Here is a 19,884-nt window from a genome sequence, read left to right as displayed (position 1 = left end):
TAAAAGCAGTTTTACATAATATGATATTTTTATAAATTTAGAAATTAAAAATTTTTGAAAACAAGCTGCATATTAATGGAAAAACCATTGGTATAAAAATTGCCGGAAGCATATTTGCTATTTTTATCTCTTTTTTAAATAAAATATTAACTCCAATGCCAAGTATCATAATTCCGCCGAGATAATCAATCTCTCTGACAGCAGTTTCAGTGAGAATTCCTTTTAGCTGGGCAGCAAAAATATAAAATAATCCCTGATAAATAAGAACTGCAAATCCTGAAAACATTACACCTATGCCGTAAATAGAGGAGAAAATTATAGCACTGACACCATCTAAAATAGATTTTATATACAGGATACTATTATCCTTGGATAGTCCGCTCTTAATGGAACCAATTATAGCCATGGCACCCACGCAGTATAGGATGGTACTGATAACAAGTCCTTTTCCAAAAGTACTTTCACGGTCTTTTACAAATTTTCTTTCAAGAAATTTGCTGAATTTTGTAATATTTTTATCTATATTAATTATGTTTCCTATAATTGAGCCTATAATGAGGAAGACAAGCACTCTTATGTCATTTCCGGCTCCTATGGTAGATTTTATCCCGAGAATAATAATAAATAAACCAACACAATTCATTATCAGTTCGTTCAGATCCTTTTTAAATTTATGCCCTACAAAAGTTCCTATAAGACTTCCGGCGACTATAGCCAGAAGATTGACAATAACACCTATTTCAAACAGCTCCTTCCAAGTTAAAGATTTTCTAAAGTATATTATAACATACTTATATCCCGAAAATAAATATTTGTAATATATAGGATACATAACTGTGCAATATGCTTATAGTTAAAAAAAGATTATATAAATATGTTGACATGTGCTGTTTTGAATCAGGCTCAGCAAAATACTAACAATAAAAACAAAAAAATGATATAATTTAAAAAAAATCAATGAGGTGATAGAATGAAATTTATTACATTTCTGGAAAATGCAGAAGAAAAAATCGGAATAATTTCAAAAGACAGTGAAAAAGTGATAGATATAAACAAAGTTCTGGGTTGTGATTTTTATGATATGACAGAATTCATCTGGAACAGTGAAGAACATATGGAAAAGCTCATAGATATATATGAAAAAAATGAAAGAAATCATTATAATATCGAAAATATAGTGATAATTTCGCCGATTCCAAGACCGGCAACAGATATATTATGTGTAGGCCTGAATTATTCTGACCATATAAAAGAGTCGCAGAGTGTACAAGATCCTGAAAAAAAGATAGAAGTACCGGTATTTTTTACTAAAAGAGTATTAAAAGCAATAGGAAACGGGGAAATTATCATGAAACACGAAGGAATAACAGAAGAAATAGACTATGAAGCCGAACTCGGGGTAGTTATGGGAAAAGAAGGGGTTAACGTAACAGAAGAAGATGCTGATGAGTATATATTCGGTTATACCATAGTAAATGATATTTCTGCAAGAGACCTGCAAAGAAAACATAATCAGTGGTTTAAGGGAAAAGGTCTTGATTCTCACACATCTATAGGACCGTGTATTGTTTATAAAACATATATTGAAAATCCTGAAAATCTGAATATTTCGTCAAGAATAAACGGAGAAACAAGACAAAATTCAAATACAAAAAACCTTATTTTCAGTATCCAATATCTGATAGAGGAGCTTTCAAAGGGAATGACGCTTATACCGGGAGATATAATAGCAACAGGGACTCCGGCAGGAGTAGGTATGGGATTTAAGCCGCCTAAGTACTTAAAAAGCGGTGATACAGTAGAATGTGAAATAGAAAAAATAGGAATTTTGAAAAATATAATGGAATAAAGCAGAAAAGGAAATTTGATGAGTGGATTTAAATATACTTCGACCAATAAGAGATACCATACATGGGATTATTATCTGAAAAGTGTATTTGGTGAAAAAGTGGCAAAAATCAGCCTTGACGGCGGCTTTACATGCCCTAATATAGACGGAAGCATAAGCAGGGGCGGATGTATTTTCTGTTCTGAAAGAGGAAGCGGTGACTTTGCTTTAGAGGTAACTGGAGAAAATCTAAAGGAACAGTTTCAGTCTGCCAAAGAGAAGATCAGGAAAAAATGGCCTGGTATAAATAAATATATTGCTTATTTTCAGGCTTATACAAATACATATGCAGATATAAGCATACTAAGGGAAAAGTATGAAGCGGTATTGTCGCTGGAAGATGTAGCAGGGCTGAGTATAGCAACAAGGGCAGATGTATTGGACGAAGATATTCTGGAATATCTCGGGGAGCTTAATAAAAGAACATTTTTATGGGTAGAACTGGGACTTCAGAGTTCTAATGACAAAACTGCCGGAATGATAAACAGAGGGCATGATTTCAGAACTTTTATAAATGGTGTAAGAGAGCTGAGGAAGAGAAATATAAGGGTATGTGTACATATAATAAACGGGCTTCCCGGTGAATCATATGCCGACATGATAAAAACTGCGGAAGATATTTCAAATCTGGGTATCAATGCAGTGAAAATACATATGCTTTATGTTCTGAAAAATACACCGTTATTTACCCTTTACGAAAATGAAAAATTCAAAATTATGGAAAGGGAAGAATATATAAAAACAGTTGTGGATCAAATAGAACTTCTTCCGGAAGAAATAGCAGTGGAAAGGGTAACAGGAGACGGAAAAGCTGAAGATCTCGCCGCGCCTCTATGGAGTATGAATAAAATAAGCATTTTGAATGATATAGATAAAGAATTCGTCCAAAGAAACACATGGCAGGGTATTAAAAATAAAAAAAATCCTTGTAAAAAAGAGCAGACCTGAGAAGGAATGCTCTTTTTTGTATTACTGAAAAGTTTCATCTCTTTTCAGCTGATAAAAACTAATTACTTTATTAACTAATTTTACTTGATTTCCATAAGTATCAGAAGATTTCACATATTTATTTTTATCAAGAGTATCTAAATATTTTTGTAAATCAGATTTAAATACTCCATTTTTAGAAATATAGTATTTATAAGATTTCAGAAAATTATCATTTAATGTATTTGTATCAGAATTAAATACAGAAGTGTCACCTACACCGAGCATAAGATTTTCAAAGTGAAATACCAGCATTTTGGCAAATTCTTTGTTCAGATCTTTATTTTCTGAAAGCTGTATATACTGTTCAGCACTGAGAATTCTGTTTACCAGATCATCAAGCGGGATGACTATTTTACTGTTTACTACAGCGGGCTTTCTTATTTCGTTATCTGAATATTTCAGGTAGTTAACCATATTATCAGATAAATATTTTTCATATGTAAGGAGTTTATTATAATTAACCGTGAAGAAAAAATATCCGTTACTATATGTAAGATTCAGGTTTCTGTCATAAAGAGACTTCAAATATGCACTAAGTTCGGCATTATCTGCCTCTTTATAATTTTTTATAAGCATTGTATAGTCATTATTATATTTTTTTCCGTCTTCAAGGACTGTTTTACCAAACTTCTTATCCATTAATTCCTCATCATTAATAAAAATATCCGAATCAGAAGGTATGGAATAATAGTAATTTTCAAACATCAAAAGCATTTCATCTGCATTTTTGCGGTCAAGATTTTTTATATTTTCATCAATATACTGTGAAATTACAAGGAAATCCGAGTTTTTCTTAAATAATTCATTTAATCCCGAAAGAGTTTTATCTTTATAAATCTTTTCAGACTGTGAAAAAAAGTCTTTTTCTTTTATTGTATTTTTTTCAGCTGCACCTGTTACAGGGGCAATATTATTCTTAGTATCGGTAGTCTTGGTAAATGAACCGCTCTGCTTAAGAAGATCATTCAGGTCATTCATGGAAGAATCGCTGTATACTCCTGTACAAATACCAGTAAATAAGACTAAAAGTAAAAATTTTTTCATTTTTTCTCCTTGCATTAAAAATTTCTGATAATAAGCTCAGCTGTGGAAGTATTAGTAGCAATTGCCACATTATGTACATCACAGAGTCTTATTAATGCCTGAACATCAGGTTCATGCGGCTGGCTCGTAAGCGGATCTCTGAAAAACATTACGAATTCTATTTCATCTTCTGCAATAAGTGCACCAATCTGCTGATCCCCGCCAAGCGGACCGCTTTTATAGCGTTTTACTTCCAGGCCTAGAACTTCAGTTATTAGTTTTCCAGTAGTACCAGTCCCTACAAGAGGGAATCTGCTGAAAATTTCGATATTTTTCTTAACAAATTCCAAAAGATTGTCTTTCTTTTTGTCATGTGCAATAAGTGCGACTTTTTTCATATTTACCATCCTTATTCTATTAAAATTTTATAATTTTCTCAATAAAGTTAATGATTACCTGAGCGGTAAATCCCCATATAACTCCGTCTCCTGTTTTATAAAGAGGGATTTTTCTTACATTGGTAGTCCATTCATTATGGTACATTTCCGGAAGACCAAGGTCTTTTGCAGGAAATATAAGCTTTTGCTCATTTGTCTTGGGATCAATAACAATAGGGGAAGATTTCAGCACAATATCATACCATTCAGGCTTAGTATCCAGAAAAAATTCAACAGGAACAGAGAATATCTTAGAAACTTCTTCTTTGTTCGGAGTAAAATTCTCAAATTTTGTTTTTGAAAACCCCACAAAGGGTTCTACAATCACGTCAAATTGTGTAATAAGCGTATCAAGCTGTCCCCATATTTCGATACTTTCTTTTTTTATTCCCATTTCTTCCACTGTTTCCCTTACAGCAGTATCAAGCAGTGTGAAATCCAGTTCTTTTTCAAAACCGCCGCCTGGAAAAGAAACTTCACCGCCCTGACGAATATTTTGGTTTCTTTCCTGAAACACAAAGTGGGGCTTTTGGTCGACTTCTATAATAAGAGCCATTACAGCAGCTTTTCTAAAAGACTTTTCACCGTAAAATCCATGTCTGAAATTCATATAATTTCTTATTCTGGACAAATTTATATTCTTCATATTTAATCACCATTGTTTTATTTAGAAATATACTATATAATATCATTATTACGACGAGAAAACAAGGCTGTGTATCAAAGCGCAGCAGTCAGGGAGTTTTTAAATAACAAACAGAGTATACGGGAGTTTTTTATGAAGAAGATTAAATATTTACTGTTATTTTTTTATGTGTTTTTATATTCGGAAAGTGCCAAGCCGTTTGAGTATTATAAGAAAAATTTTAAACATGATATATATGAAACCAAAAAAGAGGATTTTAACGGTGACGACGAATCTGAAAATATATATTTTCTTGCAACTAAGGTAACGGATGAGGAGAATAAGACCGTAACTTATCAAAACGGTCTGATATATTATGACAGCGGAGATACAGATAAAAATTACGTTTTTTATTCCGGAGAGAAAATTAATTTTTTAAACAGCGGAAATGAGTATTTTGACTATATGGTGACAGGTTATTATGTAGGTGACTTTAATAATGACGGTATCAGGGATATCGGGATATTTCTTGACTGGGGCGAAGGGTATAATGTACTTGTTCCTGTCACTTTCAAAAATGATATGCCGAAACCGATTTCAATAAATCTTCCGAAAATAAACATAGAAAAAGGAGAAAATTCTGTTTATAATATAACAGTTACTGACAGTTTTAATAATGAAAAGAAATTTATTTATAAGGGAAGAAAAAATAGTAAAAAACTAGGATTTACAGAAGATTATCTTTTTTCTAAAAAAGTGAAACTATTTTATCTTTTCGGGGAAGAGTGGGAAGAAAGCTGTGACTGCGGGATATTTGAAGATGCATATATAAGTTTTGATTTTGTAAATGATTACGGTAAAGTAAAATTCAAATTTTCTGACTCGGGCGGAATGGGCGAACAGCTAAACAGCAGATAAAAAGTACAGTAAAAAATCAGCACTTCAGAGGAGAAATATGGCGAACAGAACTTATCTTTATATAACGGACAGTGTGGGAAAAAGGGAAAAAATAAGGGGAATAGCTGAATATAACTATGCTTTTCCGCTTTTATTCAAAATTTTATGCAGTTCACTGCCCAGAGCGGAAAAATCTTCAATATGTATTTTGGAAGAAAAAATAGCTGTAATTTCTGATATGTCAGAGGGAATAGATAAATTAAAGGCTTTTCTTTTGAAAATGAAAGATGAAAAAACAGCTTTAAGCAAGGGGAAAATACTTGTAAGTGATGAATCTTACGAAAATATTGAAAAATTTCTGGATAAGGACAGCTTTATTTCAGAAGGATATAAATATTTTCTGCTTGAGGCTTTTGAGCTTTATGAAATGAGGACAGATTCTTATGAGGAATTTGAAAAGCTCACATTGGGAGATATAGAGCAGATAAATAATATAAATAAAAATGTGGATACTTTTATGAAAACAGGTGAATTATGTGATGTTTTACATCAGGAAATAGAAACATATGAAAAATTTCAGTATGAACTTAACAGTTTCAGTGAATATCTGTATTACGATTTCAGGGATACATACTCTGATACACAGTATTCTCCTGAGGAAACAACGGATTATGTCATGGATACAAGACCGGAAATACCGGCAAAACCATATAAAAAACGTCTAATGGGATTTAAGTCAGATGAAATAATGTTTATGTTATTTTTTCTTTTGATATTCCCCCCATTGGGAATTTATTTCTGCTATGACGGTTTTCGCGGGAAGTATGATGACAGATATACTTCGGGAATTATTTTAGGTCTTTTAGGCAGTGCAATGACACTATTTTATTTATGGAAAATATTTGATTTTTTGATACAGAAATTATAAAAAATTATATTCTTAAACATATAATTATTGAAAGATATCAAATGTTACAGTATAATATGAAAAACAGAATATTTATTTTATAAAAACTTTAGGAGGAGAAATGTTAAACGCATTTAAGAAAAAAGAAGGAAATAAAAAAGAAATTGTTTCAGAAAAAAACGAAGCAGCTCCGGCACCAAAAACAGCAGGAAGAAAAGAGAAGCCGTCAATTTATAAGATCATACTTGGAAATGTAAAAGAAAACGGTACGCTGAATGTACAGAGAATAGAAGAAGAGTTATGGAAAATGGAGAATAAGCCTGAAGAAGTAATATTTATGGCAGGCTACAGAGATAATCTGAAATCAGAACCGAGAGAAGTTAACGAAATTACAGGTATGCTTATTATAGAGAAACTTGGAAAAGGTAATTATAAAAAAACAGGGGAATTTGAGGCTGACTTTCTAAAACTGGACACAGGTGCAAAGGAATTTCTGAATTTTTTTCATTCAAATGCGGTAAAAGCTAAACCGGATCTGAAAATGGTTCATGATTTTATGGCAGAGGTACTGATGAATACAACAAATATGGAAGTATTTAAAATAGCATTTGAAATAGTTGGGAATTTTTCTGATTCAAGCACTGAAGATGTAATATTCACAATAGGTCAGTATCCTGAGGTAGCAAGATATATGGCAATGCTTTTGGTAAACAGAGAAAATTTTGACAAGATAACAGAACTGCTTTCAAAAACTGAAGGATGGGGAAAGATAGCAGTACTGGAACTTTTGACTTATAATAATCTGCTGAACGGAAAGATAGATTATCAGATAGAGCTGATAGAGGCTGTGTATTCGGGTAATTTTGTACTAAGCGTGGAAACTGATCCGATAATAGCACATAATTTTGATATTATTGAAATTCTGAATAAAAGTACAGAGGACAGTGAATTGTTCCTGAACCTGACTAATCTTCTGAATATAAGCATAGAAGGCGGAGTGTATACTTCTCTGCTGAATACTCCGGAAGGAAGAGAGAAATTCATAAAATATATAGAGGTACTTGAACAGGTGGAATTTGAACATGAAAGACTCATTGGATATATAATTTTATACAGAACTTTCAAATACGTTCCTGCTGAGCTTATGGAGCAGATTCTCGGAAAAGAATATGATTATAAAAAACTGAAAAAAGACGTAAAAAACTATCTTGATGAAAATTATAAAGAAGAAATAGTAAGTGAAATAATCCAGAGCGAAAATGAATTCTTTCTGCTGGATTATGCTATAGACCATAAAAAAAGCTTTGTACTGGATATAGTAAAGAAAAAATATTCAGGTAATCTGTATAACTATAATTATCTGAATCTTGTATTTGAAATAGGAACAAAAAAGGCTAAAAATGAAGTAATAAAGAGATTCAAAGAAGAATTTGATATTGAGGAAAGACAGAAAGAAAAATTTTCAATGGAGTCTGATCCTGAATGGGCAGTTCATGATAAATATAAATTTGATGCTGTATACAGCATGATAATAGCTAATTTTCATAAGTTTGATGATGAAGAATTATATAATTTTATGGAATACGGGCTTTATGACTTTGATCCGCAGATAAGACATGCTTCGTTAATTGCACTTTTAACAGCAGAAGATTATGAGATGAATAAGGAAATATCAAAGCAGGTAAAGCGTCTTCTTGCGGAAACACCGCATGTAAGGGCAGCAGCTTCAGAAGTGATGAAAGCGTACGGGATAAAGCTTACTAAGAGTGAATTTGGTGAAATCACGGAAAAACTCGGCGATAAAATAAAAGATGATGAAAAAGAATATATGGTAAAAGAGCTTGTAAGATAAAAGAGAAACGGGGTTAAAATGATATATGACGATTTTGGAAAAAGAATGAAAACATATGAGAATTCATACAGATATACTCTTCCAAGAAGGATGCCGGTTATTCTGAGAATAGACGGCTGCCATTTTCACACATTTACAAAAGGAATGGATAAACCCTTTGATGAGAAGCTGATAGAAGCGTTCTGGGAAACATGTAAATTTCTCGGTGAAAATATAATGGGAGCAAAGCTGATTTATCATCAAAGTGATGAAATATCAATATTAATCACGAATTATGATACGATACAGACAGACTCATGGTTTAGCAATAATATTCAAAAAATGGTGTCAGTTTCTGCATCTATGGCAGCAGCGAAGTTTAATGAAGTTATCAGAAAATCATATCCTGATAAGGAACTTGCATTTTTTGATTCAAGAGCATGGATAATTCCTCAGGATGAAGTAAATAATTATTTTACATGGAGACAGCAGGATGCTACTAAAAACAGCATATCAATGACAGCATTTGCTAATTTTAAGCATGAAGAATTACATGGTTTAAGCGGAAATCAGCTTCAGGAAAAGCTTTTTTCCGAAAAAGGAATAAACTGGGATAAGTTTCCTGTATGGAAAAAAAGAGGAGCCTGTGTTTTAAAGAAAGAGTATCTAAAAGAAGGCACTGTATGTAGAAGATGGGAAACAGATACGGATATCCCAATATTTTCAAAAGACAAAAATTATATAGAAAGATTCGTTTATTTATAATGGATAATAGATTTGAGTGTGTTATTTTTGTGGGAATTCAGGGTTCAGGGAAAAGCACTTTTTATAAGGAAAATTTTTTTCGGACTCATATCAGAATAAATCTGGATATGCTGAAAACGAGAAACAGGGAAAGGATACTGACAGAGGCCTGTTTTGAAGCTAAGCAGAATTTTGTGGTTGATAATACTAATCCAACAGCAGAAAACAGAAAAAAGTATATAAAAGGCGCTAAAAAATCAGGCTTTAAAGTAATTGTATATTACTTTGATACTGAATATCACACTGCCCTGAAAAGAAACAACAGCAGGAGCGGTAAAGAAAAAGTACCTGAAAGGGCTGTTTTGTCAACAAAAAATCAGATGGAGAAACCTCGGTTTGAAGAGGGGATAGACGAAATTTTTACTGTAATAACTGAAAATAATAATATATATGTGATAAAATCAGATAAATAATACAGTAGATAAATATTTAATGCTTTTATCAGGTATGTACGGCTCTGCTGCTCAAAACCGTAAGTTTAATACGGTACAGCACAGAGTCGTTTTTTTTAATGAAGAAATATCAAGGTTTTATTATACTCACTAGATAAATTTTTTTAACAAAAGCTAATTTGACTGACAAATTATAAAAATGCTATAATTAGCTTGATAAATTAAAGAAGAGAATAAAAGTAAAGTGGCTGAAATAATGTTTATAGTAAAATTTTTTTTAGAATTAGAAAAATTTTTATATACAAAGATTAAAGAAAGCCGGTAAAAAGATAATACAAAGAGTATAATAGTATTCTTTAAGTATATTGAACCAATAGGAGGATGCAATTAAAATGGAAAGAATAACAACAATACTTTCATTGATGTTGTTAGAACCATTAACTGACAAGCTGGAATTTTATGACAGTAACAGCAGTGTGGAAGAAACGCTGGGATTAAGCCTAAAACAGCAGATGGAAATCGAAAAAATATATGAAAAATATCTAAATGAGATAAACGAATTGCTGAAATCAGACGTACCCAATGATGAAAGAACCAAAATATTTGATAAACTCACTATGGAAAGTAAAAGTAAAGCAGAAAAACTTTTAACTATAAAACAGCTTAAGATGCTTTCCGGTAATAATCTTACAGCATAATAAAATATAAAGAATTCCCGGACATAGACAGTGTCTGGGAATTTTTACATATATGTAACTAAAAAGATTTATTAATTAAAAAACCTTGGATGTACTATGAGAACTAATGAATTTTTAAAAACGCAGTAAAATTATTAACTCTATAAAAATAATGAATGTAAGAGCACTTGAAAGTTTTGGGAAAAAGGTATAAAATAAATGTAGAATTTTTAGAACATAAATGAAGCTGTATAAAAACAGATGATTTTAAACTTTTTTATATGAGGAGATCAGGAGTCATGTTGCATACAGCTGTTGTGCAGTAGTTTTTCCAAAACGGCAAAACATAAGTCTGCGGGAATAATAATATACATAAACATAAAATATAATAAAGAATAAAGTCCGGTATCGGGGAAACCTGCATAATACACAGCGAACCTGTATTTTTACATAAACCGGATTGTTACGTTATATCATGAATTTAAGGAGCAGCCTGAAATGAGTAGTATCAAATATATGAAATTAAAACCATCTGATGATATATACGAAAGACTTAACATAAAAAGTTTTTCCATAGAACACATAAATTTATTTTCAAAAAAGAAAGAAATGGAAGTTCTTATAAAAATAATACATATAGATGCTTTTAAGGAAGTAATGGATCTTCGTAAGGAACTAACAAAAACTTTTAGTGACAGCATAAAGGTAAAAATGAAATTTCTTATGAATACCGTTATAGAAACTGATAAATTAACAAGTCTTGTGGAATTTCTTCTTGATAATTACAAGAATGAAAGTATAAGACATCAGTATATTTTTTCAGATTATGAAATTTATTACAGAAATAATAAAAATATACAAATAGAGCTGAAAAGCCATCATCTGATAGAACAGGCAGTTACTCAGGGAATAGACAAGGATCTTCAGATAAGACTGAAAGAGGTAACTGATCAGGAATTCAGAATAAGTTTTGTAAGTGAAAGAGAAGAAGGAGACTCCATTAATGAGACAATGGAGGAGTATGCAGTTATAATGGAGGAAACATTCGTGGTGGAAGATACCACGTCGCAGAGTTCAACACCAGTATTATACGGTGAGGTTATAAAGAGCAGAATCATGGAATATGAGGTGTTTGACCAGCTTCAGGTCGGGGAAAACATGACTATTGAAGGGGAAGTATTTAATATAAATACCAGAGAACTTAAAAATGATAAGCTGCTTATTACTTTTAACGTTACGAATTACAAAGATTCCATCTCATGCAGACTTTTTCTCCTGAAAACGGAAGATCTGAAACTGAAAAACGGAGAATGGGTAAAGCTAAAGGGAAGAGTAACACAGGATAGATTTAATATAGAGGATTATTATCTGATTATTTCATCAATAGAAAGAATTCCTTCCAGACTGGAAAGAAGAAAAGATGAAGCAGAAGTAAAAAGAGTAGAATTACACGCTCATACCAATATGAGCGAGATGAGCGGGGTGGTATCTGCTAAAGATCTCATAAACAGAGCTGTAGAATACGGACATAATGCTATAGCTGTCACAGATTACGGTGTGGCATATTCGTTTCCTTTTGCATACAAAGCAGCACCAAAAGATTTTAAGGTAATTTTCGGTGTAGAGGCATATGTGGTGGATGATGAGCAGAATATGGTGGAAAGACCTAAAGATGCCATGATTGAGGAAGAAATATATATTATATTCGATATAGAGACAACAGGTTTCGATCCGTATAAAGATAAAATCATAGAGATAGGTGCGGTAAAGCTGAAAGGGCGTAATATAATAGACAGATTTTCTGCTTTTGTAAATCCGGAAGTACCAATTCCCGATGAAATAATAAAACTTACCAATATTACAGATGATATGGTAAAAGATGCCGAGTTAATAGATACAGTTCTTCCGCAGTTTCTGGAATTTTGCGGTGACTCTACATTAGTAGCTCATAATGCAAAATTCGATGTGGGATTCCTTACACAGAAAGCAAGACAGCTTGAACTAGAGTTTCTGCCAAGTGTTATTGATACTTTATACTGGGCAAGAGTTCTTGTTACAGACCTCAAAAGATTTAACCTGAAAGCACTTGCTAATTATTTTAATATATCCCTTGATAATCACCACAGGGCAGTAGATGATGCTGAAGCTACAGCTTCAATTTTTATAAAAATGCTGAATATGGTTTTATCTAAAGGAATACTGAAAATTTATGAAATAAACGATACATTCCAGAATAATGTTCAGACAGCAGATACTATGAATACAATGATACTGGTAAAAAACAGGGACGGACTTAAGGATTTATACGAACTTATATCAAGATCACATCTGGATTTTTTCGGAGAAAGAAAGCCGAGAATCCCGAAAAGTATGTTAAAAGAAAAAAGAGAAAATCTTTTGATAGCGAGTTCTGCCAATTCTGTATTCAGAAATGACGGCGAACTGGTCAGGGCATATCTGAGAGGTATGTCAAAAGATGAGATAGAAGAAAGAGCTGAGTTCTATGACTATATAGAAATTCACCCTGCTGCCAATTATATAGAAATGGTAAATAACGGTGAGATGGAAAGCCTGGATATAGCCAAGGAAATGAATAAATATTTTTACGAACTTGGTAAAAAAACAGGGAAAATAGTAGTAGCAACAGGAGATGCACATTATCTGGAAGAATGGGAATCTGTTAACAGAAGTGTATTAATACTGGGTTCAGGAATGGGACACAGATCATATAAACATGACAGAAAGCTATATTTCAGAACTACTGACGAAATGCTTGAAGCATTTACATTTCTTGGTGAAGAAACAGCTTATGAAGTAGTAGTGGAAAATACCAACAAACTAGCTGATATGATAGAGCGGCTAAAGCCCATCCCTGACGGTTTTTATCCTCCGAAAATAGAAGGAGCAGAAGAAGAAGTACGGGAAATGACATATAAAAGAGCTAAAAAATTATACGGAGAAAATCTTCCGGAAGTTTTGGAAGCAAGAATAGAACGTGAATTGGAAGCAATTATAGGTAACGGGTTTGCGGTACTATATCTAATATCCCAGAAGCTGGTTAAGAAATCACTTGATAACGGATATCTCGTAGGTTCCAGAGGATCGGTAGGGTCATCCATAGTTGCGTACCTAATGGAAATAACCGAGGTTAATGCAATGTATCCGCATTACAGATGTCCTAATCCGGAATGCAAACACAGTGAATTTACAGATATGGCAGGAAGCGGAGTCGATCTTCCTGATAAAATCTGTCCTGAATGCGGTACAAAATACATAAAAGACGGACATTCAATTCCGTTTGAGGTATTTATGGGATTCAAAGGGGACAAGGTACCGGATATTGACCTTAACTTCTCAGGTGAATATCAGTCAGAGATACACCGATATACAGAAGAACTTTTCGGAAAAGACCACGTATTTCGTGCAGGGACAATATCAACACTGGCTGAGCGGAATGCATTCGGTTATGTGAGAAAATATTTTGAGGAAAGCGGTATTCATAAAAGAAAAGCAGAAATAGAAAGAATAGCCAAAGGCTGTGAAGGTGCAAGAAAGACTACGGGGCAGCATCCGGGAGGAATGATAGTATTACCCAGCGACAGGTCAATATATGAGTTTACCCCTATACAAAAACCGGCTAATGATAAAACAGCCGAATCAATAACAACACATTTTGATTATCACGTAATGGATGAACAGCTGGTAAAGCTGGATATACTGGGGCATGACGATCCTACTACCCTTAGAATACTTCAGGATCTTACAGGTCTTGATATATACGAGATACCTCTTGATGATCCGAAAGTTCTTAGTATATTTAATTCTACAGAGGCATTAGGTGTTACACAGAAGGAGATAGGTTCTGTAATAGGATCATTTGGTATACCGGAGTTTGGTACGAAGTTCGTACGGGAGATGCTTATTGAGACAAAGCCGAGCAGCTTTGCTGAATTGGTGAGAATCTCGGGTCTTTCACACGGAACAGACGTATGGCTGAACAATGCACAGGATTATGTAAGAGCAGGAATAACAACACTTAGTGAAGTAATATCCGTGCGGGATGACATTATGAACTATCTTATAGATCATGGTCTGGATAAATCACTTGCATTTACTATAATGGAATTTGTCAGAAAAGGACAGCCTTCCAAAAATAAAGAAAAATGGGATGAATATGCCAAAGCAATGAAGGAAAAAAGTATAAAAGAATGGTACATAGAATCATGTGAAAAAATAAAGTATATGTTTCCAAAAGGACACGCTGTGGCCTATGTAATGATGGCTGTGAGAATAGCATATTTCAAGGTATATTACCCTCTTGAGTTTTATACGGCATTTTTAAACAGAAAAGTAGACGGATTCAGTGTTACAAAGATGTTTAAGAAGCTTGACGAATTAAAAGAGGCAAGAAAGCTTCTTGATGAAAAGATGAACCTTGATGTCAAGGAAAAAGGAGATATGACATTATATGAAATATTAATAGAAATGAGTCACAGAGGAGTAGAACTGCTTCCGGTGGACATATATAAGTCAGAAGCCTCATCATTTCTTGTGGAAGACGGCAAAATAAGACTTCCTCTTGTGGCAGTGGACGGGCTTGGGGAATCAGTAGCCAAAAAAGTAGTGGAAGAAAGAAAGATTTCAGAATTTATTTCACTTGAAGATATATTGAAAAGAACAAAATTAAATAAAACAGTAGTGGAACTAATGAAACATTATAAATTTCTGCCGGATATATCACTGACAAACCAGCAGACATTATTTTAAACATTGAAATCCCCGAATATCTTCATAAGATAAGGCTTTTATCTGCGAAGGTTTTGGGGATTTATATTTTAAATTGACTAAATCTGGAAAAGCAGTAATAAGATAATAAAAATGGATGCCAAAAAATAAACTTTCAGAAAGCAGGAGAAAATATGAGGAAATCAAGACAGATAAAAAAGAGAAATATTGTCGTAGATGAGACACAATATGTATATTCTGTTACTGAATATACTGATGATGTACAGGTCAGAGTATATAAAAATAAAATTCTTATTTTAAATATTCACCTTAGTTACCCTGAATCATGGGGAATAGATGTATTCAGACCGAAAACCATAGAAATGCTGATCAAATACTATAATAAAAATTATGTTTATAGCGGAAAAATAACAGAATTATGGCTGTTTCAGGAAAAGGAACTTTTTGAAAACTATCTGGAATATTTTTTCTCTGATGAAAATACTGAGAAAAAAGAGCGTTATTTAAAGCATATTCAGGAATTTAAGCATCCGAAACAAATGGAAATTAAATAATAAATACATTAAACACCTTTCGGGGTGTTTTTTGTTTATATTAAAAGTTGCAATATCTGCACGTGACAAATATAAAAATCAGGATATAATAATCATATAATAAAAGATAACATTTTGTAACAAAAAGTAACTAAAAATAAAAACGGAGGCTGGTCAAATGAAAATAGGTATAGGAAGTTCTGACGGAGGAGTTTATTTGAAAGAAAAAATCATGGAATATCTTTTGGAGAATGGTTATGAAACTGTTGATTATAAAGAAGATGGAAATGATATATTCAATATTTCATGTAGTATAGCGAAAGCGGTAATGAACGGGGATATTGAAAAGGGAATAATCATAGATGACTATGGAATTGCCCCTTTTATGATATGTACAAAACATAAAAAAATAGTATGTGCACAGATGGCAGACGAACATTCGGCAAAGATGACAAGAGACCATAATAATACAAGTATAATCACAATAGGATATGAAATTACAGGAGAAAATCTGGCAAAAAGCATATGCGGTATATTTGCAAAATCTGACTATTCAGGCGGAAGACATCAGGTCAGGGTAGATATGCTGGATAAAATGTAGTAAACAAAGTCTAAGAATTTTATAAAAACAGGAGGAAGAAATGAAAATATCAATAGGATGTGACCATATTGTAACAGATATAAAAAATGAAATGGTTAAATATCTGGAAGAAAAAGGACATGAAGTTTTTGATGAAGGGACTTACGATAATGAAAGAACACACTATCCAATCTACGGAAGAAAAGTGGGACTAAGGGTTTTGAAGAAAGAGGCAGATTTTGGGATAGTAATCTGCGGGACAGGAGTGGGTATTTCAAATGCTGCAAGCAAAGTTCCGGGAATACGCCTGTCACTTGTACGTGATGTTCTTGCTGCAAAAATGGCAAGAAAAAAATATGATGCCAACGTACTGGGATTAGGGGGACGGATTACAGGAATAGGACTTATTCAGAATATTATGGATGAATTTCTGGGAACTGAATATGAAAAAAATGAAGAGAATGAAAATTTAATAAATAAAATTAATAATTTAAAAATTGAAAATGAAGAAATAAAGAAAGAAGATTTCTTTGATGAATTTATAGAAAAGTGGAATCAAGGCTGTTATCATGACTAATTAAACCGAGTATATAAATTCATATTTGTGAAAATCCTAAAATGAATATAGATATCAAATGAAGAATTATAATGTATAGAAACTGTATATAGTTCACAAGTATACACAGTTTCTATGCATATAATTTATAAAGAGTAAATTTTTTTAAAATATGTATTTATAAAATAACAGAGAAAAAGAATCATTTATTTTTTGAGTTATTATTTAATTAAAAAAAGATTTTTGTGTTTAGAAAACTTGCAGAACCTGCAACATTTTATATCTCTTTTCAGGGTATAATTTATTAATTAAAGACAAAGGAGGGTTTTATGGACTTAGAAAGCAATGACTCCCGAATGAGCCTTATAAATATACTCGAAGCTAATCTGGAAAAAGGAGACAGCAAAGCAGTAATAGCAAGGGTTCTTTTAAGAAATTTTTATAATATCCCGAATATGACTCAGGAACATATAGCAAAGTTAAGCTTTGTGGCACCGTCAACAATTGGTAGATTTTGTAAAAAGATAGGGTACAGAAACTTTATAGAATTTAGAAAATATGTAAATGAATACATAGAAAAATTAAAAACAGACAGTAAATTAAGTGAAGCATTTTATGCGGCTGCCGATAAAGATGTATTTAGTTTTTCAGATGAAATCTTTAGTTCAACAATGAAAACTTTGTATAATGCACAAAAATCAATAGATATCGAGACAATAGACAAAGTAACCGACCTCATAATAGATACAGAGAAGATAGCAGTATTCGGACTGCCTATATCACAGATAATGGGAAAAGATTTTCAGTATCATATGCTGAGACACGGAAAGTATATGGAAGCATTCACAGAATTTAAAAAGCAGGAAGAGCTTGCGGAATCCCTCGATGAAAATTCACTTGCAATTTTTATATCCAAAACCGGAGGGGAAAGAAAATTCATATGTGATATTTTGAATATAGTAAAAAGCCGGAAGGCAAAAACAGTGCTTATTACTTATAAACCAAACAGCTATATGGCTCAAAACAGCGATTTTCTTATAAATATCTTTTATGAAGAAGACGGGCTTATACCAAGAGGGCTTATATCGGGAATACTTTACACAAGTGTATTTAATTTAATAATTATGAATTATCTAAAAAAAATAAAAAACAGAGGTGGCAAGTAATGAAAGCTGTTATGTTAATGTTTGACACACTAAACAGAAGAAGTTTGTCCGTTTACGGGAATAAATGGATAAAAACACCGAATTTTGACAGACTCGCAGAAAAGACAGTAATGTTCAATAACTTTTTTTCCGGAAGTCTGCCATGTATGCCTGCAAGAAGAGAACTGCACACAGGAAGGTATAATTTTCTGCATAGAAGCTGGGGGCCTTTGGAGCCGTTTGACTTTTCCATGCCGGAAACATTGAAAAATAATGGTATTTACACGCATCTGGTAACTGATCATTCACATTACTTCGAAGACGGAGGAGCAACATACCATAACAGATACAATACATGGGAGGGTTTTCGGGGTCAGGAGGGGGATCGCTGGAAAGGCAGAATCAGCAGTATAGATATACCTGAACAGATAGAAACCGGCAAAAAAGGGATATCCTTTAAGCAAAACTGGATAAACAGGCTTTATCAGAAAGATGAGGAGGATTATTCAGGAACAAAGGTGGTAAATGCAGGACTGGAATTTATAGAGGAAAATATAAACGAAGATAACTGGTTTCTCCAGATAGAATGTTTTGATCCTCATGAACCGTTTTATTCACCTGAGAAGTATAAGGAATTATATAAACATGAATATAACGGGAAATTCTTTGACTGGCCGTCTTATAAGCCTGTAACAGAAAGTGAAGAAGAGATAGAGCATCTTAATTATGAATATGCGGCGTTAATAAGCATGTGTGATGCACAGCTGGGAAGAGTACTGGATATAATGGATAAATATAATATGTGGGAAGATACAATGTTAATAGTAAATACTGATCACGGTTTCTTACTGGGTGAGCACGGCTGGCTCGGGAAAAATATGGAACCGGTGTATAACGAAGTGGCTCATATTCCGTTTTTTATCTGGGATCCTAGATTTGAAATAAAAAATGAAATAAGAAATTCACTGGCACAGACAATAGATCTGCCGGCTACAATATTAGAATACTTTAATATAAGTTTGCCCGAAACAATGCAGGGAAAACCGCTGAGAAAAGCCATAGAAAAACATGAAGACGTAAGGCAGGCAGGCTTGTTCGGGATATATGGAGGTCATGTAAATGTAGTGAATGATGATTATATTTATATGAGAGCTCCGATTAATCCTGAAAATACTCCGCTGTATGAATATACTCTGATGCCTGCGAAAATGAGAGGTTTTTTCAGCAGCAGACAGATAAAAAATATGGAATTAAGCAGCGGCTTCGGATTCACAAATGGAGCAAAAATCCTGAAAACTTTTGGGGAACTGGAATCATCACTTTACAGATTCGGGAATAAATTATTTAACAGAAAAAATGATCCTTTTCAGGAAAATAATATAGATGACATAGAAATCGAGGAAAAAGCAGCAGAGATAATGCGGGAACTGATGCTTGAGTCAGAAGCACCAGATGAACAGTACGAAAGAATCGGTTTATTTAAAGAGAGAAAAATCACTGCAAAGGAATTAGAAGAGCAGAGAAAAACAAGAATCCTGAGGGGAAAATCAGGAATAAACGGAGATATATCAGTATCTGATAAAGTATTGACACAAATAAATATAGTCAAGGGGATTATAAGAAATCATGAAGACAGGGAATATTTCCTGAATGAAATAAATAATATGTGTAAAGAAAAAAATATTAATGAATTAAAAGAAGAAGATATATTAAAAATCGCAGACAGTGTAACTGATAAACTGAATCTCGGTGATAAAAAGAAAGTTTTGATGGATAGTATAAAATATGCAGAAAAAAAAGACTGATACTTTGTATTGAATATATACAGAAAAATATTTGAATATAAATAAAGG

Annotated in this window: 18 protein-coding genes; 14 read left to right on the top strand and 4 right to left on the bottom strand. The window is 32.8% G+C overall.

The features are described 5' to 3' along the window. Nucleotides 1-37: 37 nt before the first annotated feature. Nucleotides 38-739 carry a DUF554 family protein gene (locus tag NK213_RS00175; protein ID WP_253346068.1) on the bottom strand — a complete coding sequence of 234 codons (702 nt, stop codon included), beginning with the start codon at nt 737-739 and terminating at the stop codon, nt 38-40. 231 nt (nt 740-970) lie between these two features. Here NK213_RS00175 and NK213_RS00170 point away from each other — a divergent pair, with 231 nt between their 5' ends. Together NK213_RS00170 and NK213_RS00165 are read left to right on the top strand one after the other, a co-directional pair. Then, complete coding sequence (locus NK213_RS00170) at nt 971-1,849, top strand: fumarylacetoacetate hydrolase family protein (protein WP_253345893.1); 879 nt, start codon at nt 971-973, stop codon at nt 1,847-1,849. A gap of 18 nt (nt 1,850-1,867) precedes the next feature. Then, nucleotides 1,868-2,836, top strand: coding sequence for a TIGR01212 family radical SAM protein (locus tag NK213_RS00165; protein WP_253345891.1), 969 nt, complete (start codon nt 1,868-1,870; stop codon nt 2,834-2,836). 21 nt (nt 2,837-2,857) lie between these two features. On the opposite strand, the gene NK213_RS00160 is transcribed toward NK213_RS00165, so the two are convergent. From NK213_RS00160 to NK213_RS00150, 3 genes are read right to left on the bottom strand one after another with little or no spacing between them, the layout of a single operon-like run. Then, a complete protein-coding gene (locus NK213_RS00160) occupies nt 2,858-3,922 on the bottom strand; it encodes a hypothetical protein (protein ID WP_253345889.1) in 1,065 nt (354 codons plus the stop codon). A 14-nt stretch (nt 3,923-3,936) separates the two neighbouring features. Next, a complete protein-coding gene (locus NK213_RS00155; RefSeq protein WP_253345887.1) occupies nt 3,937-4,299 on the bottom strand; it encodes a methylglyoxal synthase in 363 nt (120 codons plus the stop codon). A gap of 19 nt (nt 4,300-4,318) precedes the next feature. Beyond that, the gene (locus NK213_RS00150; protein WP_253345885.1) at nt 4,319-4,984 is read right to left on the bottom strand and encodes a CoA pyrophosphatase; all 666 of its coding nucleotides are present in this window, start codon (nt 4,982-4,984) and stop codon (nt 4,319-4,321) included. 132 nt (nt 4,985-5,116) lie between these two features. Here NK213_RS00150 and NK213_RS00145 point away from each other — a divergent pair, with 132 nt between their 5' ends. The 12 genes from NK213_RS00145 to NK213_RS00090 all read left to right on the top strand — a co-directional run bounded on the left by NK213_RS00145 (nt 5,117) and on the right by NK213_RS00090 (nt 19,836). Further along, complete coding sequence (locus NK213_RS00145) at nt 5,117-5,881, top strand: hypothetical protein (RefSeq protein WP_253345883.1); 765 nt, start codon at nt 5,117-5,119, stop codon at nt 5,879-5,881. 37 nt (nt 5,882-5,918) lie between these two features. Continuing rightward, entirely contained in the window at nt 5,919-6,788 is an 870-nt protein-coding gene (locus tag NK213_RS00140) for a hypothetical protein (RefSeq protein ID WP_253345882.1), read from the top strand. Between the two features lie 100 nt (nt 6,789-6,888). Further along, on the top strand, nt 6,889-8,619 hold the full coding sequence (locus tag NK213_RS00135) for a hypothetical protein (protein ID WP_253345880.1): 1,731 nt from the start codon (nt 6,889-6,891) through the stop codon (nt 8,617-8,619). An 18-nt stretch (nt 8,620-8,637) separates the two neighbouring features. Next, complete coding sequence (locus NK213_RS00130) at nt 8,638-9,363, top strand: tRNA(His) guanylyltransferase Thg1 family protein (protein ID WP_253345878.1); 726 nt, start codon at nt 8,638-8,640, stop codon at nt 9,361-9,363. Continuing rightward, nucleotides 9,363-9,815: an ATP-binding protein gene (locus NK213_RS00125; protein WP_253345876.1), complete on the top strand. Its 453-nt coding sequence runs from the start codon at nt 9,363-9,365 to the stop codon at nt 9,813-9,815. Before NK213_RS00130 ends, NK213_RS00125 begins: the two co-directional genes overlap by 1 nt. Nucleotides 9,816-10,186: 371 nt before the next feature. Continuing rightward, the gene (locus tag NK213_RS00120; RefSeq protein ID WP_253345874.1) at nt 10,187-10,492 is read left to right on the top strand and encodes a hypothetical protein; all 306 of its coding nucleotides are present in this window, start codon (nt 10,187-10,189) and stop codon (nt 10,490-10,492) included. Between the two features lie 477 nt (nt 10,493-10,969). After that, the gene (locus NK213_RS00115; protein ID WP_253345872.1) at nt 10,970-15,238 is read left to right on the top strand and encodes a PolC-type DNA polymerase III; all 4,269 of its coding nucleotides are present in this window, start codon (nt 10,970-10,972) and stop codon (nt 15,236-15,238) included. Between the two features lie 152 nt (nt 15,239-15,390). Further along, the gene (locus tag NK213_RS00110) at nt 15,391-15,771 is read left to right on the top strand and encodes a hypothetical protein (protein WP_253345871.1); all 381 of its coding nucleotides are present in this window, start codon (nt 15,391-15,393) and stop codon (nt 15,769-15,771) included. 157 nt (nt 15,772-15,928) lie between these two features. Continuing rightward, nucleotides 15,929-16,351 carry an RpiB/LacA/LacB family sugar-phosphate isomerase gene (locus NK213_RS00105; protein ID WP_253345869.1) on the top strand — a complete coding sequence of 141 codons (423 nt, stop codon included), beginning with the start codon at nt 15,929-15,931 and terminating at the stop codon, nt 16,349-16,351. Nucleotides 16,352-16,391: 40 nt separating this feature from the next. After that, complete coding sequence (lacB, locus tag NK213_RS00100; RefSeq protein WP_253345868.1) at nt 16,392-16,907, top strand: galactose-6-phosphate isomerase subunit LacB; 516 nt, start codon at nt 16,392-16,394, stop codon at nt 16,905-16,907. Nucleotides 16,908-17,215: 308 nt separating this feature from the next. After that, nucleotides 17,216-18,052 (top strand): MurR/RpiR family transcriptional regulator, encoded by an 837-nt coding sequence (locus NK213_RS00095; protein WP_253345867.1) that lies wholly within the window; start codon nt 17,216-17,218, stop codon nt 18,050-18,052. Next, the gene (locus NK213_RS00090; RefSeq protein ID WP_253345866.1) at nt 18,052-19,836 is read left to right on the top strand and encodes a sulfatase; all 1,785 of its coding nucleotides are present in this window, start codon (nt 18,052-18,054) and stop codon (nt 19,834-19,836) included. The genes NK213_RS00095 and NK213_RS00090 overlap by 1 nt, the downstream gene beginning before the upstream one ends. Nucleotides 19,837-19,884 lie beyond the last annotated feature (48 nt).

The sequence above is a fragment of the Sebaldella sp. S0638 genome (assembly GCF_024158605.1).
Lineage (GTDB): Bacteria > Fusobacteriota > Fusobacteriia > Fusobacteriales > Leptotrichiaceae > Sebaldella.
Note: the sequence above shows the minus strand (reverse complement) of the source record. Positions and strands in the feature narration are given on the sequence as shown.